The following is a 25,065-nucleotide window of genomic DNA, read 5'->3' as shown; positions in this document are numbered from 1 at the left end:
GCGCTACCACCTTCTCAGCGATGAACATCGAGGTCGTTAGCAGGCTAAGGGGATGGCGCTACGGCACTGAAAAATGGCACATTGACGCACCTGCCCGTGTGCACCCCTCTGTTGTACGGAAACTCTCATGGCTATCAGCAATGCCCAGGCCGGCACAACGCCGGCATCCGCGACCTCACAAAGCAGTCCTTTGGTCATGCGCATCATCGGCGCGGTGGCGCTGGCGCATTTGATCAACGACCTGATTCAGTCGGTTCTGCCGTCTATTTACCCGATGCTCAAGGCCAACTATGGCCTGACCTTTACTCAGGTCGGATTGATCACGCTGACATTCCAGCTGACGGCCTCGTTGTTGCAGCCTTGGGTTGGCTATTACACCGATCGCCACCCCAAGCCCTGGCTTTTGCCAGCGGGGACGGTCTGCACCTTGATCGGCATTCTGATGATGTCGATGGTGGGCACCTTCCCGTTGATACTGCTGGCGGCGGGGTTGATCGGTATCGGCTCGTCGACTTTTCACCCGGAAGCGTCTCGTGTGGCGCGACTCGCCTCGGGCGGGCGTTTCGGCCTGGCGCAATCGACCTTTCAGGTCGGCGGTAATGCGGGTTCGGCTTTTGGTCCATTGCTGGCGGCGGCGATTATCATTCCCTACGGGCAGGGCCATGTTGCATGGTTCGGGCTATTCGCCGTGTTTGCCCTGTTTGTGCTCTATCGGATCAGCCGTTGGTACGCCAACCACTTGAACCTGTTCAAGCTCAAGGCTGGCCACGCGGCGACTCACGGGTTGTCGAAAAACCGGGTGATCAGTGCGTTGGTAGTGCTCGGATTGCTGGTGTTCTCCAAGTATTTCTACATGGCCAGTTTCACCAGCTACTTCACCTTTTATCTGATCGAGAAGTTCGACCTGTCGGTCGCCAGTTCGCAGCTGCACTTGTTCCTTTTTCTTGGCGCGGTCGCGGCGGGGACCTTCTTCGGTGGCCCGATCGGCGACAAGATTGGCCGTAAAGCAGTGATCTGGTTTTCGATCCTCGGCGTGGCGCCGTTCACCCTGATCCTGCCTCACGTCGACCTGTTCTGGACCAGCATTCTGAGCGTGCTGATCGGCTTCATCCTCGCCTCGGCGTTCTCGGCCATTGTGGTGTATGCGCAAGAGCTTGTGCCGGGCAATGTCGGGATGATCGCCGGGGTGTTCTTTGGGTTGATGTTCGGTTTTGGCGGGATTGGCGCGGCACTGCTGGGGCATCTGGCGGATATTCATGGCATCGAATACGTGTACTTCCTGTGTTCGTTCCTGCCGTTGTTTGGTGTGCTGGCTATCTTCCTGCCGAGAACCAAAAAGGCCTGAACCCACACAAGTCGAATGATGGGGCGGGCTTTCTCGCCGCTACTGCCTGGACAATGATGGTTTTGGACTGCGACCAACGGCTTTTATCGTCGAGTGGCTTTGCTCTTGGATTGGATACGCATCAGTTCAATGAACCGTTTTGCACCGAGCCCCAGTGGCTGATCCTTGAGCCAGACGATATCTGCCCACAGGAAGATCTGATTGCTCATGTTCTCGAATTCAACTTCCAGGAGTTCCCCCGTCACGAGCAGTGGCTTTACGAGCTTGCTTGGCAAATAAGCCCATCCCAACGCGGATTGCACCAAGCTAAGTGTGGCGAGGTGGCTATCGGTGCGCCAGATGCGGCGCGCCACCTGCAAGCGTGGGTCGGAGATGTTCGGATCGCGGCTGGCGACGGCGATTTGTCGTATGTTGATCATCTTTTCCTGCCTGAATCGCCCACCATGCTCCAGACATTGAGGGTGTTTTGGCGACATCACCGCAACCAGTGTCTCGTAACCAAACTCCTGAAAATCCTCCCGCTCATTCGTTCCGGGACGCTCGAAAACCAGTGCGAGCTGCACTGCTTCGTCATGCAGCAGTCGCAAGGCGTCGGCGTGCGGAGCAGAGATGATCTCTACATCCAGCAATGGATACTCATCAGCAAGTATTGAAAGCGACTGGCTCCACGAAGCTGAAAGCAATTCGGGCGCAATGGCGATCACCAACCGACGTTCCAACCCTTGATGAAGTGCCAGAGCATGCGCATCGAGCTCCCGAAGCTGGTTCGCCAGATGACGAGCCTGGGCTTCAAGCGCTTTGGCCACCGCTGTGGGTCGAGCTTCTCTGGGGGTGCGCTCAAACAAGGTGAGATCAAGCTCAGCCTCAAGCTGCGCAATGACCATGCTGACGGCGGACGGCACTCGGCCCAGTGCTCTGGCGGCAGCCGAAAATGAGCCGTTATCAAGAACAGCCAAGAAGGTTTTGACGTTATCACTGGAGAAGGCCATTTCCATACGCTATCAGTTTTTCTGACAGCAGCCGACTTTTTCTGTCAGTGATTAACAAATACGATCCCCAGCGACTGCTCAGTGACATTCGCCCAAATCCAAAGAGGCGATGAAGTCCAAAATCTGCCAGTCAGGAGACTCGTGATGTTTTCAGCGTTCAGTTTGGGGGAGCTGCGGCTCCCGAACCGTATCGTCATGGCACCGATGACCCGCTCTCGAGTTGGCGAGGGAGGGGCTCCTACGGCGCTCAACGCTCAGTATTATGCGCAACGAGCCTCCAGCGGTCTCATTATCAGCGAGGCCATCGTCGTATCGCCTGAGGCTCGCGGTTACCTTTCAACGCCTGGCCTCTATTCGCAATCCCAAGTGAAGGGATGGGCCGAAGTTGTACACAAAGTGCATGAAGCCAATGGTCGGATATTTGCCCAGTTATGGCACGTCGGCAGGGTTTCGCATCAATCGGTTTTGCCTGAGGGTGGTGCTCCATTGGCGCCCACTACCGAGCGTATTATGGGGTTGGAAACCTTCGCCCTGAATCAGAGCGGCACGCCGGGGAAAGTGTCTGTCAGCCCGCCGCGGGCAATGACGCAGGCCGATATCGACATGACGATCCGACAATTCGCCACGGCCAGTAGAAACTCCCGAGATGCCGGATTTGATGGCCTGGAGCTGCTCGCAGCAAATGGCTACTTGTTTGAACAGTTTATTAACTCCGCCACAAACACGCGTACCGACCGCTATGGAGGACAAACGCCGCAAAATCGATGCCGCTTGCTCCTGGAGGTACTCGATGCCATTCGTGTGGAACTCAATGATGATCTGACCATCGGGGTGCGCTTGTCTCCCTATGGCTTCTTCAACGGCATGCCAGCGGATCCCACGGTCGAAGAGACCTTTCTTTACCTCGCTCAGGAGCTACGCGCACGTCGGGTGGCCTATGTGCATTTCAACGACGAGCCCATCTCCATCGGCCACCTGAATGCTGCCCATAACGACGTTTCGACCAGCGCTGGTCTTCGCCTCATTCCTAAAGAGTTTCTGAGTTGCTTCAAGACGAGCTTCGCCGGGCCGCTGATCCTCTGCGGAGCCTTGAATAAAGAGACCGCTCAGCAGTTCCTGAAGGACGGGGACATTGATCTGGTCGCGTTCGGTGTGCCTTTTATCGCAAATCCGGATCTTCCTGAACGGCTGATGAATGGCTGGCCCCTGAGCGAGGCAGATCCGGACTTGTTCTACGGTGGGGATGCGAAAGGGTATGTCGATTACCCCTGCTACCGCTAAGTTGCCGGAGGTGAAACACCTTCAAGAAAATGACTCGCAAAGTACCCGATATTAAAACGAGTACGAAAAGAATAAAAACAAGAGTGAATGCTTCGGCCAGTGGCTGAGCATTAGCGTCAGTTTTATTGTCGCCCTGCGGACGACTGCCTAAGTGCTGATCGGGTGAAGTATTCATCCGGCAGATACAAGAACGAGCTTTAACCTGGATTCAAGAGGGTATGTGTCCTCAAGAGTCCACGTTAACGGCTCTTATAATAATGAAACAGGTGGTAGAGCTAATAAAATATGACCCAGTCGAAAACCACAACCATCGAAACGTTCGGCGTCGAACAGATCCCGGACACAGAGCGAAACGCGTCGCCATTTGATCTTTTTCGAATGATATTCGGCGGCTCCAATACTTTTTCTACAGCCGTGCTTGGAAGTTTCCCCGTACTCTTTGGACTCTCATTTGAGGCCAGCGTATGGTCCATCGTGCTCGGTGTTCTGTTTGGTGCAGTGATACTGGCACCGATGGGGTTGTTCGGCCCTATCAATGGCACCAACAATGCAGTCTCTTCTGGCGCTCACTTCGGAGTGCACGGGAGGGTGGTCGGTTCGTTTTTGTCTCTTTTGACGGCTATCGCGTTCTTCTCTTTATCCGTCTGGAGTTCCGGTGATGCGCTGGTCGGCGGGGCTAAACGATTAATTGGACTGCCTGAAAACGACCTTACGCTGGCGATAACCTATGGATTTTTCGCCGTGCTCGTTTTGATAGTATGTATCTATGGTTTTAAATTCCTGCTGCTGGTAAATAAAGTTGCAGTCGTCAGTGCAAGTATTCTTTTCTTGCTCGGTGGCTTCGCATTCAGTGGGCCGTTCGATGTGCATTATGCCGGGACGGTAAAAATGGGTGACTCGGGTTTCTGGGCCGCTTTTATTGGCGCCGCCCTGGTTTCAATGAGTAACCCGGTTTCGTTTGGGGCATTTTTGGGAGACTGGACCCGTTACATTCCAAGAGATACTTCCAAGTCGCGCATTATGCTGGCCGTTATATTTTCGCAGGTTGCCACGTTCATACCGTTCATGTTCGGGTTGGTGACCGCCACAATCGTCGCTGTTCAAGCACCTGACTACATCGCTCAAAACAACTATGTCGGCGGCCTGTTGGCGATTTCACCGAACTGGTTCTTTCTACCCGTCTGCTTGATCGCCGTCATCGGCGGCATGTCCACAGGAACGACATCCCTGTATGGCACCGGCCTGGATATGTCGAGTGTCTTCCCCAGGGCGCTGAGTCGGGTGAAAGCAACAGTGCTGATTGGTCTGTTGTCCATTGGTTTCATCTTCGTAGGTCGCTTCGCTTTCAATTTGGTGCAGAGCGTTTCAACGTTCGCGGTGTTGATCATTACCTGCACCAGCCCCTGGATGGTGATCATGATTATTGGCCTGATAAAGCGTCGAGGCTTCTATTGCCCTGATGACCTCCAGGTGTTTACCCGTGGAGAAACAGGCGGCCGGTACTGGTTCAATCACGGTTGGAACTGGCGCGGAATGGGCGCCTGGATCCCTAGCGCTTTGCTTGGACTGTGCTTCGTGAACCTTCCAGGTCAATTCGTGGGCCCCTTGGGTAATCTGGTTGGCGGCATCGATATCAGCTTGCCCATTACCGTCGGCTTTGCAGCGGTGACTTACCTTGTTTTATTACGCTTGTACCCGGAGCCAGTAGAAGTTTACGGCCCACACGAAGCACTGCTGAAGAAACCCCAGGGAGCTGCTCGGGTCAAATCTGCTGCTGACCGTGTTCAGGCTTCGATTGCCAAATGATGAAAATTGTCACGCGCGATCAGTGGTTTGAGGTGGTGCAAAAAGACGACGCGGTGAAACTGATTCATGAGCCCTTCGTACGCCCGTTCTACAGATGCAACTTGTGGCACATCACCGGTCGCAAGCGAGATGTACTGATCGATAGCGGATCGGGTGTGGTCAGTCTGAGAGAACAACTGCCCTGGCTGACGGATCGGCCACTCCTGGCGGTGGCCAGCCATGCTCACTTTGACCACATCGCGGGGCATCATGAGTTTTCTGACAGGCTCATTCACCCGGCTGAAGCGGACATTCTGGCCTGTCCCACCAATAACGCCACGCTGGCGGATGTCTTCGTAGGCGATGGGATGTTTGAGGCGCACCCGGACTGCCTTATCTGCTATGAGGAGTACGCAGTGAAAGCTGCTCCCGCGACCCAGCTGATCGAGGACGGGGATGTCATTGATCTGGGTAATCGGGTGCTGGAAGTCATGCATACACCTGGTCACTCTCCAGGCGGTATCAGCCTTTGGGAGGCCAAAACCCGGACCCTGTTCAGTGGAGACGTAATTTATGACGGGCCATTGATTGAAGATGCTTACCACGCCGACCTAGGTGACTATCGAGCCAGCCTGGAGAGGCTTCAAAATCTTCCGGTTACAACCGTACATGGAGGTCATTTCCCAAGCTTCTCCGGTTCCAGACTGAAGCAAATCATCAAAAGCTGGCTTGCTGATCATCCAGATTGACCAGAAGAGCTTCACGCTTGACCCTGTGTGGCCATCATCAGGGAGCCAGCGCCACTGTGCGCTGGCGCACCCACCTCAAAACCAACTCAGGTGCGTATCCACGGTTCGTGAGAAATGTCAGCCTAACCGGCTTTGTACCCGGTTAAAATTCGGATCACAACGAATCCTCGTGGATGTTGCTGGCTAATAAAAACCCCCATATCACTGTGTGAGTATGGGGGTTTGGTGTCCATTGGCGCTCGCCAGAATCCAGCTCCGCGCTTACACGTTGAAACGGAAGTGCATCACGTCGCCGTCTTTAACGATGTAGTCCTTGCCTTCCAGACGCCATTTGCCGGCTTCTTTGGTGCCGGCTTCGCCCTTGTATTGGATGAAATCGTCATAGGCGATCACTTCAGCGCGGATGAAGCCTTTCTCGAAGTCGGTGTGGATCACGCCAGCGGCTTGCGGTGCGGTAGCACCGACACGGACGGTCCAGGCGCGGACTTCTTCGACACCAGCGGTGAAGTAGGTCTGCAAGTGCAGCATTTCGTAGCCGGCGCGAATCACACGGTTCAGGCCAGGCTCTTCGAGGCCCAGGGCTTCGAGGAACATGTCTTTCTCTTCGCCGTCTTCCAGCTCGGCGATTTCGGCTTCGATCTTGTTGCAGACCGGAACCACCATGGCGCCTTCTTCTTCGGCGATGGCTTTGACGATGTCCAGCAGCGGGTTGTTCTCGAAACCGTCTTCAGCGACGTTGGCGATGTACATGACCGGCTTGGTGGTCAGCAGATGGAAGCCACGAATCACCGCTTTGTCGTCGGCGCCCATGTTCTTCATCAGCGTGCGCGCTGGCTTGCCGAGGGTGAAGTGAGCAATCAGTTGCTCCAGCAGACCTTTCTGGACCACGGCGTCCTTGTCGCCACCCTTGGCGTTGCGGGCGACTTTCTGCAGTTGTTTCTCGCAGCTGTCGAGGTCGGCGAAGATCAGTTCCAGGTCGATGATTTCGATGTCGCGTTTCGGGTCGACGCTGTTGGAGACGTGAATCACGTTCTCGTCTTCGAAGCAGCGGACCACGTGAGCGATGGCATCGGTTTCACGGATGTTGGCCAGGAATTTGTTGCCCAGGCCTTCACCTTTCGATGCACCGGCAACCAGGCCAGCGATGTCGACGAACTCCATGGTGGTCGGCAGGATGCGCTTTGGATTGACGATGGCTGCCAGGGCTTCCAGACGCGGATCCGGCATCGGCACGATACCGGTATTCGGCTCGATGGTGCAGAAGGGGAAGTTCTCGGCCGCGATCCCGGATTTGGTCAGGGCGTTGAACAGGGTGGACTTGCCGACGTTAGGCAGGCCGACGATGCCGCAATTGAATCCCATGGTGTTTTCCCCGAGGAGTAGAGTCAGGCCTTCTGGCTGTGCAGGTTTTTCATCGCGCGGTTCCATTCACCGGCGAGGATATCCGGCAGCACGCCGAGGGCAAAGTCGATGCTGGCATCGAGTTTTTCCTGTTCGGCGCGTGGCGCACGACCCAGGACGAAATTTGAAACCATACTGGCAACGCCCGGGTGGCCAATGCCAAGCCGCAAGCGGTGAAAGGTATTCTGATTGCCCAGTTGCGCGATGATGTCGCGCAACCCGTTGTGACCGCCATGGCCGCCGCCCTGTTTGAGTTTGGCAACGCCAGGTGGCAAGTCGAGTTCGTCATGCGCCACGAGGATTTCTTCAGGCTTGATGCGGAAGAAGCCGGCGAGTGCCGCCACGGCCTGGCCGCTACGGTTCATGTACGTGGTGGGAATCAGCAGACGAACATCCTGACCCTGATACGAATAGCGTCCGGTCAGGCCAAAATATTTGCGATCGGCCGCAAGGTTTACGCCTTGCGCGTTCGCGATGCGCTCAACAAAAAGGGCCCCTGCGTTATGCCGGGTCTGTTCGTATTCAGCGCCTGGATTTCCCAGGCCAACGATCAGTTTGATGGCAGTCACGATAGGGGCCCTTCCTTGGAGTGGTGGATAACATCGCCGCAATCAGGGAGTGCGGCGAAAGTGGACGACAAGTGCTCATTTACCATTATGTAAACTCCGCGTTCTCGCCCGCTTTCTCGCTACGCTCTAGTCCGCGATGTTTCCGGTCACTCCGGCAAACAGAGTGAAATTACTCTGCAGCGCTTTCAGTAGCTTCTGGAGCAACACGTGGAGCGTGAACGTTGGCAACAGCCAGGTCGTTACCGTGAGCCAGAGCAACAAACTCAACGCCTTTAGGGGCTTTGAGGTCGGACAGGTGAATGATCGAGCCGACTTCGGCATCAGCCAGGTCAACTTCGATGAATTCAGGCAGATCTTTCGGCAGGCAAGACACTTCGACTTCAGCAACAACGTGCGAAATTTCGCCGCCTTTCTTGATCGGAGCCGCTTCGCCAACGAAGTGTACAGGCACGGTAGCGGTCAGTTTCTGGCCAGCTACAACGCGTACGAAGTCAGCGTGCATCACGTGGCCTTTAGCCGGGTGACGCTGCAGAGCTTTGATGATTACGTTTTGCTTGGTGCCACCAACGTTCAGCTCGATGATGTGGCTGTAAGCCGCTTCGTTTTCGAGCAGTTTGGCAACTTCTTTAGCCAGCATGCTGATGGATTCAGGGGCTTTTTCGCCACCGTAAACTACAGCTGGAACCAGGCTTGCGAGACGACGCAGGCGGCGGCTCGCACCTTTCCCCAGGTCGGAACGCACTTCAGCATTCAGAGTAAAATCGTTCATGTTGTATCTCCAAAATAACCACATTCGCCCCAGCGTTTGCGACCAGCGCTAAAGGCGATATGGGCAAAAAAGCCCCGCCCCGACAGGAATGCCGGGGCGGGGCGCTTTTCGTCAACGAAATGTTCGAGAAGGGCAGGGCCCTTAACGGAACATCGCGCTGATCGATTCTTCATTGCTGATGCGGCGGACCGCTTCGGCAACTACCGGCGCGATATCCAGTTGGCGGATACGCGAGCAGGCTTGAGCAGCAGCGGACAACGGGATGGTGTTAGTCACCACCAGTTCATCCAGCATGGAATTTTCAATGTTTTCGATCGCCCGACCGGACAGCACAGGGTGTGTGCAGTAGGCGAAAACCTTGGCAGCGCCATGCTCTTTCAAGGCCTTGGCCGCGTGGCACAGAGTGCCGGCGGTATCGACCATGTCATCGACCAGAATACAGGTACGCCCTTCGACATCACCGATGATATGCATCACTTCAGAGTGATTGGCTTTCTCACGGCGTTTGTCGATGATCCCGAGATCCACGCCCAGGGATTTGGCCACAGCACGTGCACGCACGACGCCGCCAATGTCCGGGGACACGATCATCAGGTTTTCGAAGCGCTGATCTTCAATGTCATCCACCAATACCGGGGAGCCGTAGATGTTATCTACTGGAATATCGAAGAAACCCTGGATTTGGTCAGCATGCAGATCAACCGTGAGAACACGGTCGATGCCGACTACGGTAAGCATGTCAGCAACGACTTTCGCGCTGATAGCCACACGTGCGGAACGCGGACGGCGATCCTGACGGGCATAACCAAAGTAAGGAATAACAGCAGTGATACGAGTAGCCGAGGAGCGGCGGAAGGCATCAGCCATCACTACCAGTTCCATCAGGTTATCGTTGGTCGGAGCGCAAGTCGGCTGAATAATGAAGACATCTTTACCGCGGACGTTTTCATTGATCTCGGCTGTAATTTCGCCGTCGGAGAATTTACCGACAGAGATGTCACCGAGAGGGATATGCAGCTGACGTACGACACGCCGAGCCAGATCGGGGTTAGCGTTCCCCGTAAAGACCATCATCTTGGACACGCGCAGTACCTGAAGGCTGAGGGTAACCTGGATGAGTATAGGAAAATGGCAGGGGCGGCTGGATTCGAACCAACGCATGGCAGGATCAAAACCTGCTGCCTTACCGCTTGGCGACGCCCCTGTATCTGTTGCAACGAGTACCCAGTACTCGATTCCTTTAAAGCAGACTCTGCAGCTTGCGATGCAACATCGAAACGTTGCTTCCCTTTGCTACAAACCCTGTAAGGGTCTCTGTCAGAAGGGCCGAGACTTTATCAGCTTCAGCTTTGCTTGGGAAGCCCCCAAACACACAACTTCCAGTTCCGGTGAGTTTTGCTTCGGTAAATTTACCTAACAAATTCAATGCGTTACGTACATCTGGGTAACGCCTTGCTACCACCGGTAAGCAGTCATTTCGACTGTTTCCCTTGGGAACGGGGCGCACTTTAATGGGAGAAGAGTTACGTGTCAACAACGGATCTGAAAAAATTTCTGCTGTACTTACAGATACTTGCGGCACAAGCACGAGATACCACGGTTCCTCGGGGTCTACAGGGGTGAGTTTCTCCCCCACGCCCTCGGCAAAAGCCGCGTGCCCACGCACGAAAACCGGGACGTCAGCACCCAGCGTCAGGCCCAGTACAGCCAGTCGATCCTCGTCCCAACCCAGTTGCCAGAGATGATTCAGACCGAGCAACGTCGTCGCGGCATTTGAACTGCCGCCACCAATTCCACCGCCCATGGGCAGAATTTTTTCGATCCAGATATCGACGCCAAGCGCACAGCCGGATTGCGCCTGAAGTTTTTTCGCGGCTTTGACGATCAGGTTGCTGTCGTGGGGAACGCCTTCGAATTCGGTGTGTAAACGAATCACGCCGTCGTCGCGCACGGCGAAGGTGATTTCATCGCCGTAATCGAGAAACTGAAAAATCGTCTGCAGTTCGTGATAGCCGTCTTCACGGCGACCGAGGATGTGCAGCATCAAATTGAGTTTGGCCGGGGAGGGCAGCGTCAAGCGCGGAGCTGTCATATTCACTGCCCCAATTTGCGAGGTTGCCATTCCTTGATCACCAGCGTGACATCAAGGTCGGTGCCATGCAGTTTGATCCGCTCAGGCAGCCAATAGCCATTTTGCTCGGCATAACTCAAGTACTCGATCTGCCAGCCATCCTGCTCCAGTTTGGCCAGGCGGCTGTCGGCATCCAGGGTCAGATGGCTTTTGCTGTCGGGAGCCGGAAGTCCGCGAACCCACCAGGCCAGATTAGAGACTGGCAATTTCCAGCCCAACTGTTCTTCGAGCAGGGTTTCCGGGTTCGGTGCGTCATACCGACCCTGGTTGGCCACTTCCAGCGAGACCTTGCCCGGGCGACCGGTCAGGCGTGCTGCGCCGCGACCCAAGGGGCCGGAGAGGCGAATATCGTAGTAATCCTGGCGTTGTAGCCAGAACAATGTGCCACTGCCCGAATCTTTCGGAGCCCGAATGCCGATCTTGCCGTTGATTTGCCAGCCATCCAGGCCCGTGAGTTGCTGTTTGTGCTCGCGCCATTGGGCGGGGTTGCCGTGGCCCTCGACCGATTCGCGAGCGCCGAAGCCCGCACAACCGGCGAGCAGGGCGATGAAGCTGAAAACGATAATGTGGCGCAAAAACATAATCTTAAAGAGTCTCTGATCCGGTCAGGCGCTTGATGGTGCCGCGCAGGGTAGGGCTGTCGGGTTGTTCCTTGAGGAACTTGCTCCAGATTTGCTTGGCTTCCCGTTGCTTGCCATTGGCCCATAGGACTTCACCCAGATGAGCGGCGACTTCCTGGTCGGGGAAGCGGTCCAGCGCCTTGCGCAGCAGGCGTTCGGCCTCGTCCAGATTGCCCAGGCGATAGTTCACCCAGCCGAGGCTGTCGAGTACTGCCGGGTCTTCCGGATTGAGCTGGTGAGCCTGTTCGATCAGGGCCTTGGCTTCGGCGTAACGCGTCGTACGGTCCGACAGCGTGTAACCGAGGGCGTTTAATGCCATAGCGTTGTCGGGATCGCGCTTAATGATCAGCCGCAGGTCTTTTTCCATCTGCGCCAGGTCATTGCGTTTTTCCGCTTGCATGGCGCGGGTATAAAGCAGATTCAGGTCGTCCGGGTATTGCTGCAAGGCTTTCTGCAATACATTCCAGGCCTTGTCCCCCTGTTTGTTGGCGGATAGAGTCTCGGCTTCGATCAGATACAGCTGAATCGCGTAATCGGGTTGTTCATCGCGCTGCGCCGCCAGGCGACTCTGCGCTTCAGCGGTCCTGCCGTTATTCATCAGAATATCGGCCTGACGCAATTGTGCCGGCAGGTAGTCGTTGCCCGGGCCGACCTGGGCGTACTCAATCAGTGCGCCTTGGGGGTCGTTGCGTTCCTCAGCGATTCGGCCAAGGTTCAGGTGCGCCGAATCGACGTGGCTTTCCCGCGTGATCAAGTCTTCCAGGTAACCTTTGGCCTCGTCCCAGGCTTTGGCTTCCAGGCACACCAGGGCCAGGGAATACCGCAATTCGTCGTCTTCCGGATACTGCTGAACGAGGCTCGAGAACTCGGCTTTGGCGTCGTTCATGCGGTCCTGTTCAACCAGCATGCGCGCATAGGTCAGGCGCAGGCGCTTGTCGTCCGGGTATTTCTTGATGCTCTTTCGCAGTAGAGGCAAGGCTTCAGAGCCACGATTGAGCGTTTGCAGCAGGCGCGCGCGCAGCAGAATGGGGGCTATTTCGCCTTCGTCCGGCGGATTGTCTTCCAGCAAGGCCAGTGCGCCTTTGGCATCACCGTCCTGTTGCATCAGCAAGGCCTTGCCGAAAATCAGCTGGCCGTTTTTTGGATGGCGCTGCAATAGACGATCAAAACTTTTCATCAGGCCGTTGCGCGTCTCCTGGTCGGTATCGGCCGCGGACAAGGCGAGGAAGTCGAAATGCGTATCGCCCTTGCCTTGCAGGACTTTCTCCATATAGACCATGGAGTCGTCATAACGCCCGGCGCGGGCCAGTTGCACGGCAGCGGCTCGTTGCGCTTCGAGATCGTTCGGGGCGTTTTTTGCCCAGATCAGCGCGGTATCCAGGGCGGCCTGATCGGCGCCCAGGTATTCGGCGATGCGGAATGCGCGCTCGGAGATGCCCGGATCCTGGGTATTGATGGCCTGGGTCACATAGTTGTCCAGGGCAATGTCGAAACGATTGCGCTGGCCAGCCAGTTCAGCGCTCAACAGACTGAAGATGGTTTCTTCGCTGAATGAGCTATAAACCTTGGGCTTTTCAGGGGCCGGAGTGCTGTCTTCGACCGGCGACGTACCGTCCGACGAAACGGGTGCCAAGGCGTGGCAGCCGCTGAGGAAGACAAAAGCAAGGAGCAACGCGGAAGATCTATTCATATAGGAAGAGGGCGACTAACCTGCGGTCAGATCATCATGACACAAGCCTTCGGCCAAACATAACCATGTAGGAGCGAGCTTGCTCGCGAAGAACCTGAGGATAACGCGTTTTATCCAGTGAGCCCGCGATATCGTTAACGACCTTCGCGAGCGAGCTCGCTCCTGCAAAAAGGTCTTTATAAACGCAAGCTGGCAGGACAATAGTCAGCGGTAGTTGTTCTGGCTCTGTCGAAGTAGGACAATTGCCGGCTTCACGTCACCATCAGCGACCTTGAATGGCCTTCCTTGCACTCGGTATTAACCACAAGACTGCTTCAGTAGACGTCCGCGAGCGCGTGGCCTTTACCCCTGAGCAGCTGGTGGAGGCCTTGCAGCAGCTCTGCCGACTCACCGACAGCCGCGAAGCTGCGATCCTCTCCACCTGCAATCGCAGTGAGCTCTACATAGAACAGGATCACCTTTCAGCTGACATCGTGTTGCGCTGGCTGGCTGATTATCACCATTTGAGCCTCGATGAGCTGCGTGCGAGCGCTTATGTGCACGAAGACGATGCGGCAGTTCGTCACATGATGCGGGTCGCCTCCGGGCTTGATTCGCTGGTGTTGGGCGAACCGCAGATTCTCGGTCAGATGAAATCGGCCTATGCCGTAGCCCGCGAGGCCGGCACCATCGGTCCATTGCTCGGGCGTTTGTTTCAGGCGACGTTCAATGCGGCCAAGCAAGTACGCACCGACACCGCCATTGGCGAGAACCCGGTGTCCGTGGCGTTTGCAGCGGTCAGCCTGGCGAAACAGATTTTCAGCGACCTGCAACGCAGCCAGGCCTTGCTGATCGGCGCCGGCGAAACCATTACCCTGGTCGCCCGTCACCTGCACGAACTGGGGGTGAAACGCATCGTTGTCGCCAACCGTACCCTTGAGCGCGCAAGCATTCTGGCAGAACAATTCGGCGCTCATGCCGTATTGCTCTCGGACATTCCGGCAGAGCTGGTGCGCAGCGATATCGTCATCAGTTCCACGGCCAGCCAGTTGCCGATCCTGGGCAAGGGCGCTGTGGAAAGCGCCTTGAAGCTGCGCAAGCACAAACCGATCTTTATGGTGGATATCGCCGTCCCTCGCGATATCGAGCCTGAAGTCGGCGAGTTGGACGACGTTTACCTCTATAGCGTCGACGATCTCCACGAAGTCGTTGCAGAGAACCTCAAGAGTCGTCAGGGGGCGGCCCAGGCGGCCGAAGAGATGGTCTCGGTCGGCGCCGAAGATTTCATGGTCCGCTTGCGTGAACTGGCGGCCGTGGATGTGCTCAAGGCCTATCGCCAACAAAGCGAGCGCATGCGCGACGAAGAATTGCAGAAAGCCCAGCGCATGCTGGCCAACGGCAGCAGCGCCGAAGACGTGCTGGTGCAACTGGCGCGGGGCCTGACCAACAAACTTTTGCACGCACCGAGCGTGCAGTTGAAAAAGCTTTCTGCCGAAGGTCGCCTCGACGCACTGGCCATGGCCCAGGAACTCTTTGCCCTCGGTGAGGGCTCATCGGATAGCTTTTCGGATAAAAAACCGCAATGAAAGCGTCACTGCTCAATAAGCTGGACATCCTCCAGGACCGTTTCGAGGAACTGACTGCCTTGCTTGGCGACGGCGAAGTCATTTCCGATCAGAACAAATTCCGCACCTATTCCAAGGAGTACGCGGAAGTCGAGCCGATTGTCGACACCTATAAACAGTTGCTCAAAGTGCAAGGTGACCTCGAAGGCGCTCAGGCACTGCTAAAAGACAGCGACCCGGACATGCGCGAAATGGCCGTGGAAGAAGTCCGCGAAGCCAAAGAGCAACTGATCGACATCGAAGCCAGCCTGCAACGCATGCTGCTGCCCAAGGACCCGAACGACGGGCGCAACGTGTTCCTCGAAATCCGTGCTGGCACCGGTGGTGACGAGGCGGCGATTTTTTCCGGCGACCTGTTCCGCATGTATTCGCGTTACGCCGAGCGGCGTGGCTGGCGGGTAGAAATTCTCTCGGAGAACATCGGCGAACACGGCGGCTATAAAGAAGTCATTGCCCGGGTTGAAGGCGACAGCGTCTATGGCAAGCTGAAATTTGAATCCGGTGCGCACCGCGTACAGCGTGTTCCGGCCACCGAATCCCAGGGCCGCATCCACACCTCGGCCTGCACCGTCGCGGTGTTGCCTGAGCCGGATGAGCAGGAAGCAATCGAGATCAACCCGGCGGATATACGGGTCGATACCTACAAGTCCTCGGGGGCCGGCGGTCAGCACGTCAACAAGACCGACTCGGCGATCCGCATCACGCACTTGCCGTCCGGTATCGTCGTCGAATGCCAGGAAGAACGTTCCCAGCACAAGAACCGCGCCCGGGCGATGTCCTGGCTGTCGGCCAAACTGAACGACCAGCAGACCAGCGCCGCTGCCAATGCCATCGCCAGTGAGCGTAAGTTGCTGGTGGGTTCGGGTGATCGCTCCGAGCGGATTCGCACGTACAACTTTGCCCAGGGCCGGGTCACCGACCACCGGGTCAACCTGACGCTGTACTCCCTCGACGAAATCCTCGCGGGCGGTGTCGATGCGGTGATCGAGCCGTTGCTGGCCGAGTACCAGGCCGACCAATTGGCGGCCATAGGTGAGTAAATGACGATCATTGCCAGTTTGCTGCGCGCCGCCGATTTGCCCGATTCGCCCAGCGCGCGCCTGGATGCCGAATTGCTGCTGGCGGCCGCCTTGGGCAAGTCCCGCAGCTTTTTGCACACGTGGCCGGAACGTATCGTGCCGAGCGAGGCGGCACTGATATTTGCCGAGTATTTGCAACGTCGTCGTGGCGGTGAACCGGTGGCCTACATTCTGGGTCAGCAAGGTTTCTGGAAACTTGATCTGGAAGTCGCGCCGCATACGCTGATCCCGCGCCCCGACACTGAGCTGTTGGTGGAGGCCGCGCTGGAGTTACTGCCCGCGACCCCAGCCAACGTCCTTGACCTCGGCACCGGCAGTGGCGCCATTGCGTTGGCCCTGGCCAGCGAGCGTCCGGCCTGGACCGTCACTGCGGTGGATCGCGTACCGGAAGCCGTGGCCCTGGCCGAGCGCAATCGTCAACGACTGCACTTGAACAACGCCACCGTGCTGAGTAGCCACTGGTTCAGCGCGCTGCAAGGTCAGCGTTTTGAACTGATCATTAGCAACCCGCCCTACATTGCGTCGGCCGATCCGCATCTGGTGGAGGGCGACGTACGCTTCGAACCGGCCAGTGCGTTGGTGGCCGGTATCGACGGGCTCGACGATTTGCGATTGATCGCGGCCCAGGCACCGGCTCATCTCGAAGACGGTGGCTGGTTGATGCTTGAACACGGTTACGATCAAGCCGCGGCAGTGCGTGATTTGCTGCTGACCCAAGGCTTTGACGCCGTCCACAGCCGCACCGATCTGGGCGGTCACGAACGTATCAGTCTGGGGCGCCTGCCGTGCTGAATGATCAGGAGTTATTGCGCTACAGCCGGCAGATTCTATTGCAGCACGTCGATATCGACGGCCAGTTGCGATTGAAGGAAAGCCGGGTGCTGATCGTCGGCCTCGGCGGTCTCGGTTCGCCTGTGGCGCTTTACCTGGCTGCCGCGGGGGTCGGAGAACTGCATCTGGCGGATTTCGATACCGTCGATCTGACCAACCTGCAGCGCCAGATCATTCACGACACCGACAGCGTGGGTGTGAGCAAGGTTGATTCGGCGATCCGTCGCTTGAGCGCGATCAATCCCGAGATTCAATTGATTGCCCATCGCACGGCGCTGGACGAAGATTCGATGGCCGCGGCCGTGACCGCCGTGGATCTGGTGCTGGACTGCTCCGACAATTTCTCTACCCGCGAAGCAGTCAACGCCGCGTGCGTGGCTGCCGGCAAGCCCTTGGTCAGTGGCGCGGCGATTCGCCTGGAGGGCCAGTTGTCGGTGTTTGACCCGCGCCGTCCAGAGAGCCCGTGCTACCACTGTTTATACGGGCATGGCACTGAAGCCGAATTGACCTGCAGCGAAGCCGGCGTCGTGGGGCCTTTGGTGGGATTGGTTGGCAGTCTCCAGGCGCTGGAAGCCCTGAAGCTTTTGGCCGGTTTTGGCGAGCCACTGGTGGGGCGCCTGTTATTGATTGATGCCTTGGGCACACGCTTCCGTGAATTGCGCGTCAAGCGTGATCCGGGTTGCAGTGTCTGTGGTTCTGCACATGCGTGAAGCGCCGATCGGCGTGTTCGACTCCGGTGTCGGTGGCCTTTCGGTGCTGGCCGAGATCCAGCGTTTGCTGCCCAATGAGTCGCTGCTGTACGTCGCCGATTGCGGGAACATTCCTTACGGCGAGAAAACCCCGGAGTTCATCCGCCATCGTTGCAGCGTGATGGCTGGTTTTTTCCAACGCCAGGGTGCCAAGGCTTTGGTACTCGCCTGCAATACGGCGACTGTCGCCGGGGTTGCGGACCTGCGACGCGATTATCCCCACTGGCCTATCGTCGGCATGGAACCGGCCGTCAAACCGGCCGCCGCCGCCACTCGCAGCGGCGTCGTCGGGGTGCTCGCCACCACCGGCACCTTGCAGAGCGCCAAGTTCGCCGCGTTACTCGACCGTTTCGCCACCGATGTGCGGGTCATCACTCAACCGTGTCCGGGGTTGGTGGAGCTGATTGAAAACGGCGATCTGCACAGTCCTGCCCTGTGCCAGTTGCTTGCCGGATATGTCGAACCGCTGCTGGCTGCCGGGTGCGACACGATAATTCTCGGCTGCACCCACTATCCCTTCCTAAAACCATTGCTTAAGCAGATGATCCCCGACGACATCAGCTTGATTGACACGGGTGCCGCTGTCGCGCGGCAACTTCAGCGCCTGTTGGCCGAACGTGAGTTACTGGCCGAGGGGCCTGTTCGTGCCGCGCAGTTCTGGACGAGTTCCGATCCAGAACACTTCAGAAATATCCTGCCGATACTGTGGAATACCTCTGGCATTGTGCGAAGCTTTGAGGGATAAATTAAATCCTGGGGAAACACGAATCTTTGGGGGAAACTTCTGAATAAGCGTCGACTTCTATAGCTTTAGCTCTGCTGAGCAACAAAAAAAACACACACGAAATCGTTCGGAAAAGGATGTTTCTAGTGAAGCGATTATTCTGCTTGGCTGCGATTGCGGCCGCACTATTGGGGCACAGTTTTACCGCACAGGCGGCAGGCGTGGAGTTCGGGGTCGGCGAGACCGGCGATTCGACCATGACCTATCGATTGGGTATGCAGTTCGATTGGGACAAGAGTTGGCTGCAGAGTGACGTCGGTCGTTTGACCGGTTACTGGAGTGGGGCCTACACCTACTGGGAAGGCAAAAATACCAACAGCAACAACAGCCTGTCGTTCTCACCAGTGTTTGTTTACGAGTTTTCCGGTCAGACCGTCAAACCGTACGTCGAGTTGGGGGTTGGCGTGGCGTTGTTCTCCGATACCAGACTTGAAAGCAGAAACCTCGGGAGTGCTTTTCAGTTTGAAGACCGATTCGGCTTTGGTCTGCGCTTTGCGGGCGGGCATGAAGTCGGGATTCGTGTGACGCACTATTCCGACGCAAGTATGAGCATTCATAACGACGGCCTGGAAAGCTACGCACTGCACTACACGATGCCGTTGTAAATACGGGCTTATGTAGGAGCGAGCTCGCTCGCGAAGGACCTTAACGATAACGCGTTTTTCCTGAATAAACACGTTGCTCTCAAGTCCTTCGTCGGAACGCCGCCCGGAGCAAGCTCGCTCCTACAAGGACCAAGGTTTTTCTCGATCAGCGATACGCGGTGGTAATCCCCTGGCGCTCTTCGATACATTCCGGTGCGCCCGTCTCGAACTCCCGACAGATCAACGGGCGTTTTTCGTAGATGGTGCACATCATCGTGTTGCGATCCAGCGCGGCGCACCAGCCGTCATCCAGACGCAGCATGACTTCCCCACCCCAATCATCGGTATCGATAAAACGTTCGGGCACGCCAGTGTCGGTGATCAGCATCACTTCGAGCTGACAGCAACAGGCTGCGCAAGTCGAGCAAGTGATCGCCGGTTCGGCGATTTGCGTGTGGGGAATGGTCTTCATGGCGCGCAGTGTAAGGCAGTGGGCTGCGGGAGTGTGAAAGGTCTGACGGACGTCTAGCTGTATCTATCGCCGACCAAACGCTGTGCCATGAGGCACAAGCGGATAATTGCGATGTTCACGGCGCATCCTTGATCGGCGGGCTGCTGCGCACCATGCGTTTGCCGATGGCGAGTTTCACCCCGTTGGGCATTTTTGATAGCGGCCAGAGGGCCGCCATGAACAGCGCCGGAAATGCGATCTCCAATGGGCGGTCTTTCAGTTTGGCGAAGATGTGCTGTGCGGCTTTGCCCACCGGCCAACTGAGCGGCACCGGGAAATCGTTCTTCGCGGTCAGGGGCGTCTCGACAAACCCCGGGCTGACCACGGTGATCTCGATGCCTTCGGGCGCCAGGTCAATGCGCAGCGATTCGAACAGATAACGCAGCCCCGCCTTCGATGCGCCATACGCCTCCGCCGTTGGCAACGGCAAGTAGGTGACTGAACTGGCAACACCCACCAGGTGTGGCGCGATGCCTTTGCGCAAAAGGGGCAGAGCGGCTTCGATGCAATAACTGCTGGCCAGCAGATTGGTGCGCACCACATGCTCGACGAGCGACGAATCGAACTGCCGGGCGTCGACGTATTCGCACGTACCGGCATTGAGAATCACCGTGTCCAGCGAACCCCAGTCTTCAGCGATTTGCTCGCTGATTTCGCGTACGGTCTGGCTGTTGGTCAAATCACCGGCCACCACCAGCACTTGCCCGGGATAGCGCTGGGACAAGACTTTTAGCGGCGCCAACGAACGAGAACTGACCGCCAGGTGGGAACCGGTTTTCAGGATTTCCTCGGCCAGCGCGGCGCCAATGCCGCTGCCGGCACCAGTCAACCAATATCGTCGTGGGGGTGTAAGGTTCATCCCATTCTCCTTTTCAGCCAGGCAATCGCCCGACCCAATTTGGGTGCATGTTCGTAAAGGAGTGCCCCTGCGTTCAGGTCCTCCAACTGCAGGGCAAAATGCCTCAGGCAATCACTCATAACCACCTGCGGCATTTATTCGCAATGGCAGGTGTTTGAACGCAGCCAGTGCACGGACGCGGGAGGCGCTCAGATTAACGATCGGCGATGGATAATCCGCCACGCCGAACAGCCCGCCGAGGTCCGCCGGATTGTGTAGTTCTTTTTTGTTCAGTCCGGCCAGCTCCGGTAGCCAGTGCTTGATGAACAGGCCTTCGCTGTCGAATTTTTCTGATTGGCTGATGGGGTTGAAAATCCGGAAGTAGGGTGCCGAGTCGGTGCCGGTGGACGAGCTCCACTGCCAGCCGCCGTTGTTCGCCGCGAGGTCGCCATCGATCAGATGCCGCATGAAAAAGCGCTCGCCTTCACGCCAGTCGATCAACAGGTTCTTGGTCAGGAACATCGCCACCACCATGCGCAGGCGGTTGTGCATCCAGCCAGTTTCGAGCAGTTGGCGCATCGCCGCGTCGATGATGGGCAAACCCGTGCGCGCCTCCTGCCAGGCCGCCAGTTCTTCGGGGGCGTCGCGCCAGGCCAGGGCTTCGGTTTCCGGGCGGAAGGCGCGGTGGCGGGAGACTCTCGGGTAACCCACCAGAATGTGTTTGTAGAACTCGCGCCACAACAGTTCGTTGATCCAGGTAACCGCGCCGACCTTGCCGCTTTCGAACTCGCCCTGATTGCTTTGCAGGGCCGCGTGCAAGCACTGGCGTGGAGAAATCACCCCCGCCGCGAGATAGGCCGACAGCTGACTGGTGCCCGGTTTAGCCGGGAAGTCGCGCTCACTTTTGTAGGCGTCGATCCGGGCATCGGCGAAGGTGTCGAGGCGGCGCTGGGCTTCTGCTTCACCGGCGGGCCAGAGGGCGCGCAAGGTATTGCTGGGCGTTTCGAAGCTTTCGACACGCGAGGGGATTTCATCGCTGTCGATGTTCAACCGCAATTGAGCGATGGGGGCGCTTACCCGGCTCGGCAATGAACGCCGCAGGCGGTCGTAGCAAACCTTGCGAAACTGGCTGAAAACCTGGAAATAGGTGCCTGTCTTGGTCAGCACGGTTCCGGGTTTGAACAACAATTGGTCGAGGTAGCTGTTGAAATCGATGCCGTTGCTTTTCAGCCTGTCGGCCACCGCCGCATCACGACGGGTTTCGTGGATGCCGTATTCCTCGTTGACGTGTACCGTGTCGATCTTCATATGCTGGCACAGGTCTAGCAAAACGTTTGGCGCTTCATCCCAGCGAGAGGCCGTGCGGATCAGCAGGGGAATGTTCAGTTCATCCAGTGCGTGGCTTAACTCACTCAGGTTGCGCAGCCAGAAATCCACTTTGCAGGGCGCATCATCGTGCTCCCGCCATTGCTTCGGGCTCAGCAGATACACCGCTACGCTCGGACCGCGGGCTGTGGCGGCCGCGAGGGCGGTGTTGTCGTGTAGGCGCAAGTCGCTGCGCAGCCAGATCAATTGCATGGAAGTGCCCGCACGATTCATTTAAATAAGCCCCCGCTGAACCAGGTCCTGATGCGCCGATAAGGAATCTTCGGCCAGAAACAAATCAGCGATTTCTGAAGTTTTTACGGTCAACTCGGCGTGGTGGATGCGTACCGTTGGACCGACAATCATTATTGGGCAGCAGACACCATTCAAAAGTTTCGGCAACTGCGACAGGTTCATGGCTTTGCTGGAATATAGCAGTACGCCTCGGGCTTGCAGGTGATCGATCGCGAGCGCGAGTTCGCCTGTCGGCAACGGCCAGTCGAACACTTCCACCGGGCAATCTGCGCTGCTGATCAGCCACGCGGTGAGCCATAGGTGAGGCTCCAGTGGCAGGTCCGAGTGATTGATCAACAATAGCGGCGCGGTGCGTAACTGACGGTTGTTATGGTAGATGCGTGCGCCGAATTTGCTGCGTAACCAGGAGTAAAAAAATACGCGCTCCATCTGCGCACCGAACTGTCCCTGCCAACGTTGTTCCAGTTCCGCCAGCAGCGGCATCAGCAATTGTTCGCACAAGGTCCTCGGCGGATACAACGCGATCGCCTGATTGATGGTGTCATCGAGGGTGCGTTCGTTCAGATGGGTCACCGCTTGCAGCAGCGTCTGGTGCAAAACCTGCCAATCGTTTCCGATGGATTCGGTAAAGGCGTACGGAGTGTCGAGCAGCTGTTTGACCTGGCTGACGGCCACGCCACGGTTGAGCCAGGTGAGGATCGTCAGGATGCGTTGCACGTGTTCGGCACTGAACAGTCGATGCCCCTTGGGCGTGCGCTGCGGCACGATCAGCCCGTAGCGCCGTTCCCAGGCGCGCAAGGTAACGGCGTTGACGCCGGTCTGCCGGGCGACTTCGCGAATCGGCAGCAAACCTTCGTCGAGCGCTTTTTTGAAGTCGGCGCCCAGGTCTTCACTGGCGCTGGTGTCGAGTGGGGTTTTCATTAAATTGCGTTTCGCAGGCTGAGGTTTTCCGGGTGCGGTTGCAGGTAAACCTGTTGCGCAATGTACGGATCCGGGTGTTGACGGAAGTAGTGTTTGAGCAACGTTAACGGCACCACCAGCGGCACGATGCCGTGGCGGTACTGGCCGATGACGTGCTGCACTTCCTGTTTGTCTTCAGTGCTGATGACCCGTTTCAGGTAACCGCTGAGGTGTTGCAGTACGTTGGTGTGGGTGCGGCGCGTGGCGCATTTTTTCAAGGCTGCCATCAGCTCGCTGAAATAGTGTGGGCCGAGTTCTTTCGGGTCAGTCTGGCCCATGTTGCCCAACAGAATGCCCAGGGTTTTGTATTGCACCGGGTGGTGGGCCATCAGCTGGTATTTGTAGCGCGAATGAAATTCGACGAGTCCGCGGCGGGTCGGGCCTTCTTGCAGTAATTGCTGCCAGGCGCTGTAGGCGAACACGCGGGTAAGGAAGTTTTCCCGCAGCACCGGATCGTTGAGACGGCCGTCTTCTTCCACCGGCAAATTCGGGTGCTGCGCGCAGAAAGCCTGGGCGTAGATGCCACGGCCACCGCCATCGACCGGCGCACCGTTGGCCTGATAGACCTTGACCCGGTCCAGGCCGCACGACGGAGATTTCTGCATGAAGATGTAGCCGCAGATGTCACCCAGCTCGGCGGCCATTTTCTGACCATAGTCGGCTAGCGGCCGGGTGACATTCAGTTCGGGCTGAGCAGTGCCGACAGCTTCGGGATGTTCAGCGTCGCCGACCAATCGGATCGGTTGTCGAGGGATACCCAGACCGATCGCGACTTCCGGGCACACCGGAACGAAATCGAAATACTCCGCGAGCGTGCGGCTGCACAACTGCGATTCCTTATGCCCGCCGTTGAAACGTACCTCGGCACCCATCAGGCAGGCGCTGATGGCAATTTTCGGTTTTACGCTGGCGTGGGGCATCGGAGCACCTCGAATCCAAACCTGTACAGAATTTCATTTCTGTACAACATGAGTTCATCATAGATTCAAAGGTGTACAAGTCAAATTGTTTGTATAGGTTTTTCAGAGGGTAACAGCACCCTGTGGGAGCGAGCCGGCTCCGGGCGGCAGAACGATTACGCAGTGGGACTGCCGGACCGCGCTGGCTGCTTCGCGAGCAGGCTCGCTCCCACACGATCTATTTCCAGCCATGTCGCCAGATGCGGTTTATTGCAGATGCGCTTGCAGGCGACGGGCAGCTTCCTGTCCGCTGAGCCAGGCGCCTTCGACACGGCCGGACAAGCACCAGTCACCACACACATACAGACCCAGATCAGCATCTGCCAACACCCCCCATTCATGGCTGCTGGCTGGGCGGGCGTAGAGCCAGCGATGGGCGACGCTGAAGGATGGAGCGGGCATGGCGCTGTGGAGCAGTTCGGCGAATGCGCCATGCAACTGTTCGATCACGGCTTCCTTGGATAGATCGATATGTTGTCGGCTCCAGGCGCTAGTCGCGTGCAACACCCAGGTATCCATCGTATTGTCGCGCCCTGGTTTGCTGCGGTTGCGAGCCAGCCAGTCCAGCGGGCTGTCCTGCACGAAGCAGCCTTCCATAGGGGTATCCAGTGGTGCCTCGAACGCCAGTGCAACCGCCCAGGTCGGGTCCATTTTTACCCCGGCAGCGGCACCGGCAAGTTTCGGCGCAGAGGCCAGCAGTGCGGTCGCTTGAGGCGCCGGCGTGGCGATGACCACATGACTGAACGGACCATGTGTGAAGCCCTCGGCGTCCTGCAGATGCCAGTGTTCTTCACCACGATAGACCTCGGTGATACGGCAGGCGAAATGCACTTCCAGGTCGCCGAGCAGGCCACGGGTGATTGCGCTCATGCGCGGCGTGCCGACCCAGCGCGTTTGCTCGTCCGGGGACAGGTTGAGCTGGCCACCGTGGAAGGTGTAGAGCAGTGGCGTCCACTCGGCGACCCAGCCGTTGGCTTGCCAGCGCTGGACTTCAGTGACAAAACGACGATCGCGTGCGGTGAAATATTGTGCGCCCATGTCCAGCGCCCCCGCATCGCTGCGTTTGCTTGACATGCGTCCGCCACTGCCGCGGCTTTTATCGAAAAGTTGAACGACATGCCCGGCTTCCGTAAGGGCCTGGGCGGCTGAGAGCCCGGCGATGCCGGTGCCGATGATCGCGATAGGTACAGTCATAGGGGCCTCGTTTACCTTTCTGT

Annotated in this window: 24 protein-coding genes, 1 tRNA gene and 1 pseudogene; 10 read left to right on the top strand and 16 right to left on the bottom strand. The window is 57.4% G+C overall.

The window, feature by feature from the left end; all coding sequences use genetic code 11:
• Positions 1-127: 127 nt before the first annotated feature.
• A complete protein-coding gene (locus tag AC1MDT_RS17570) occupies positions 128-1,345 on the top strand; it encodes an MFS transporter (RefSeq protein ID WP_480418285.1) in 1,218 nt (405 codons plus the stop codon).
• A gap of 83 nt (positions 1,346-1,428) precedes the next feature.
• Here AC1MDT_RS17570 and AC1MDT_RS17565 read toward each other — a convergent pair whose 3' ends face one another.
• On the bottom strand, positions 1,429-2,334 hold the full coding sequence (locus tag AC1MDT_RS17565) for a LysR family transcriptional regulator (protein ID WP_480422821.1): 906 nt from the start codon (positions 2,332-2,334) through the stop codon (positions 1,429-1,431).
• 144 nt (positions 2,335-2,478) lie between these two features.
• Between AC1MDT_RS17565 and AC1MDT_RS17560 the strand changes: the two genes are divergently transcribed.
• The 3 genes from AC1MDT_RS17560 (at position 2,479) to AC1MDT_RS17550 (ending at position 6,149) form a co-directional block, all read left to right on the top strand.
• Positions 2,479-3,615: an alkene reductase gene (locus AC1MDT_RS17560; RefSeq protein WP_480418284.1), complete on the top strand. Its 1,137-nt coding sequence runs from the start codon at positions 2,479-2,481 to the stop codon at positions 3,613-3,615.
• 285 nt (positions 3,616-3,900) lie between these two features.
• A complete protein-coding gene (locus AC1MDT_RS17555; RefSeq protein WP_480418283.1) occupies positions 3,901-5,421 on the top strand; it encodes a purine-cytosine permease family protein in 1,521 nt (506 codons plus the stop codon).
• The gene (locus AC1MDT_RS17550; RefSeq protein ID WP_480422820.1) at positions 5,421-6,149 is read left to right on the top strand and encodes an MBL fold metallo-hydrolase; all 729 of its coding nucleotides are present in this window, start codon (positions 5,421-5,423) and stop codon (positions 6,147-6,149) included. The genes AC1MDT_RS17555 and AC1MDT_RS17550 overlap by 1 nt, the downstream gene beginning before the upstream one ends.
• 261 nt (positions 6,150-6,410) lie before the next feature.
• Here the strand turns inward: AC1MDT_RS17550 and ychF are convergent, their stop codons facing one another.
• From ychF to AC1MDT_RS17510, 8 genes are all read right to left on the bottom strand, one after another.
• Entirely contained in the window at positions 6,411-7,511 is a 1,101-nt protein-coding gene (gene ychF / locus AC1MDT_RS17545) for a redox-regulated ATPase YchF (RefSeq protein ID WP_008011955.1), read from the bottom strand.
• A gap of 23 nt (positions 7,512-7,534) precedes the next feature.
• A complete protein-coding gene (gene pth / locus AC1MDT_RS17540; protein ID WP_480418282.1) occupies positions 7,535-8,119 on the bottom strand; it encodes an aminoacyl-tRNA hydrolase in 585 nt (194 codons plus the stop codon).
• A 169-nt stretch (positions 8,120-8,288) separates the two neighbouring features.
• On the bottom strand, positions 8,289-8,888 hold the full coding sequence (locus AC1MDT_RS17535) for a 50S ribosomal protein L25/general stress protein Ctc (RefSeq protein WP_480418281.1): 600 nt from the start codon (positions 8,886-8,888) through the stop codon (positions 8,289-8,291).
• 141 nt (positions 8,889-9,029) lie between these two features.
• Positions 9,030-9,971, bottom strand: coding sequence for a ribose-phosphate pyrophosphokinase (locus tag AC1MDT_RS17530; protein WP_003208392.1), 942 nt, complete (start codon positions 9,969-9,971; stop codon positions 9,030-9,032).
• Positions 9,972-10,017: 46 nt separating this feature from the next.
• Positions 10,018-10,092: transfer RNA gene (locus AC1MDT_RS17525), tRNA-Gln, on the bottom strand.
• Between the two features lie 36 nt (positions 10,093-10,128).
• Positions 10,129-10,980 (bottom strand): 4-(cytidine 5'-diphospho)-2-C-methyl-D-erythritol kinase, encoded by an 852-nt coding sequence (gene ispE, locus AC1MDT_RS17520; RefSeq protein ID WP_480422818.1) that lies wholly within the window; start codon positions 10,978-10,980, stop codon positions 10,129-10,131.
• Between the two features lie 2 nt (positions 10,981-10,982).
• Positions 10,983-11,600, bottom strand: coding sequence for a lipoprotein insertase outer membrane protein LolB (lolB, locus tag AC1MDT_RS17515; RefSeq protein WP_480418280.1), 618 nt, complete (start codon positions 11,598-11,600; stop codon positions 10,983-10,985).
• Between the two features lie 4 nt (positions 11,601-11,604).
• Entirely contained in the window at positions 11,605-13,329 is a 1,725-nt protein-coding gene (locus AC1MDT_RS17510) for a tetratricopeptide repeat protein (RefSeq protein ID WP_480418279.1), read from the bottom strand.
• A 275-nt stretch (positions 13,330-13,604) separates the two neighbouring features.
• Between AC1MDT_RS17510 and hemA the strand changes: the two genes are divergently transcribed.
• The 6 genes from hemA to AC1MDT_RS17480 all read left to right on the top strand — a co-directional run bounded on the left by hemA (position 13,605) and on the right by AC1MDT_RS17480 (position 18,981).
• Positions 13,605-14,894 carry a glutamyl-tRNA reductase gene (hemA, locus tag AC1MDT_RS17505; protein WP_008011966.1) on the top strand — a complete coding sequence of 430 codons (1,290 nt, stop codon included), beginning with the start codon at positions 13,605-13,607 and terminating at the stop codon, positions 14,892-14,894.
• Entirely contained in the window at positions 14,891-15,973 is a 1,083-nt protein-coding gene (gene prfA, locus AC1MDT_RS17500; RefSeq protein ID WP_414907518.1) for a peptide chain release factor 1, read from the top strand. Before hemA ends, prfA begins: the two co-directional genes overlap by 4 nt.
• Positions 15,974-16,804 carry a peptide chain release factor N(5)-glutamine methyltransferase gene (gene prmC, locus AC1MDT_RS17495; RefSeq protein WP_480418278.1) on the top strand — a complete coding sequence of 277 codons (831 nt, stop codon included), beginning with the start codon at positions 15,974-15,976 and terminating at the stop codon, positions 16,802-16,804.
• Positions 16,798-17,553 (top strand): molybdopterin-synthase adenylyltransferase MoeB, encoded by a 756-nt coding sequence (locus AC1MDT_RS17490; protein WP_480418277.1) that lies wholly within the window; start codon positions 16,798-16,800, stop codon positions 17,551-17,553. The genes prmC and AC1MDT_RS17490 overlap by 7 nt, the downstream gene beginning before the upstream one ends.
• Complete coding sequence (gene murI / locus AC1MDT_RS17485; RefSeq protein WP_480418276.1) at positions 17,546-18,337, top strand: glutamate racemase; 792 nt, start codon at positions 17,546-17,548, stop codon at positions 18,335-18,337. Before AC1MDT_RS17490 ends, murI begins: the two co-directional genes overlap by 8 nt.
• Positions 18,338-18,462: 125 nt before the next feature.
• Entirely contained in the window at positions 18,463-18,981 is a 519-nt protein-coding gene (locus tag AC1MDT_RS17480; RefSeq protein WP_480418275.1) for an acyloxyacyl hydrolase, read from the top strand.
• A gap of 145 nt (positions 18,982-19,126) precedes the next feature.
• Here the strand turns inward: AC1MDT_RS17480 and AC1MDT_RS17475 are convergent, their stop codons facing one another.
• From AC1MDT_RS17475 to AC1MDT_RS17445, 7 genes and pseudogenes are all read right to left on the bottom strand, one after another.
• Positions 19,127-19,432, bottom strand: a complete 306-nt coding sequence (locus tag AC1MDT_RS17475) for a YkgJ family cysteine cluster protein (RefSeq protein WP_480418274.1) — start codon at positions 19,430-19,432, stop codon at positions 19,127-19,129.
• Between the two features lie 115 nt (positions 19,433-19,547).
• Entirely contained in the window at positions 19,548-20,330 is a 783-nt protein-coding gene (locus tag AC1MDT_RS17470; protein WP_480418273.1) for an SDR family NAD(P)-dependent oxidoreductase, read from the bottom strand.
• A pseudogene (locus AC1MDT_RS17465) lies at positions 20,327-20,404 on the bottom strand (nuclear transport factor 2 family protein); the annotation flags it as partial. The gene AC1MDT_RS17470 and the pseudogene AC1MDT_RS17465, both read right to left, overlap by 4 nt.
• 37 nt (positions 20,405-20,441) lie before the next feature.
• The gene (gene phrB, locus AC1MDT_RS17460; RefSeq protein ID WP_480418272.1) at positions 20,442-21,887 is read right to left on the bottom strand and encodes a deoxyribodipyrimidine photo-lyase; all 1,446 of its coding nucleotides are present in this window, start codon (positions 21,885-21,887) and stop codon (positions 20,442-20,444) included.
• 21 nt (positions 21,888-21,908) lie between these two features.
• Positions 21,909-22,850: a MerR family transcriptional regulator gene (locus AC1MDT_RS17455; RefSeq protein WP_480418271.1), complete on the bottom strand. Its 942-nt coding sequence runs from the start codon at positions 22,848-22,850 to the stop codon at positions 21,909-21,911.
• Entirely contained in the window at positions 22,850-23,809 is a 960-nt protein-coding gene (locus tag AC1MDT_RS17450) for a YbgA family protein (protein ID WP_480418270.1), read from the bottom strand. Before AC1MDT_RS17450 ends, AC1MDT_RS17455 begins: the two co-directional genes overlap by 1 nt.
• Positions 23,810-24,055: 246 nt before the next feature.
• Positions 24,056-25,042 (bottom strand): NAD(P)/FAD-dependent oxidoreductase, encoded by a 987-nt coding sequence (locus AC1MDT_RS17445; protein ID WP_480418269.1) that lies wholly within the window; start codon positions 25,040-25,042, stop codon positions 24,056-24,058.
• Positions 25,043-25,065: the final 23 nt, after the last annotated feature.

The sequence above is a fragment of the Pseudomonas sp. ASL7 genome, from assembly GCF_056680375.1.
Note: the sequence above shows the minus strand (reverse complement) of the source record. Positions and strands in the feature narration are given on the sequence as shown.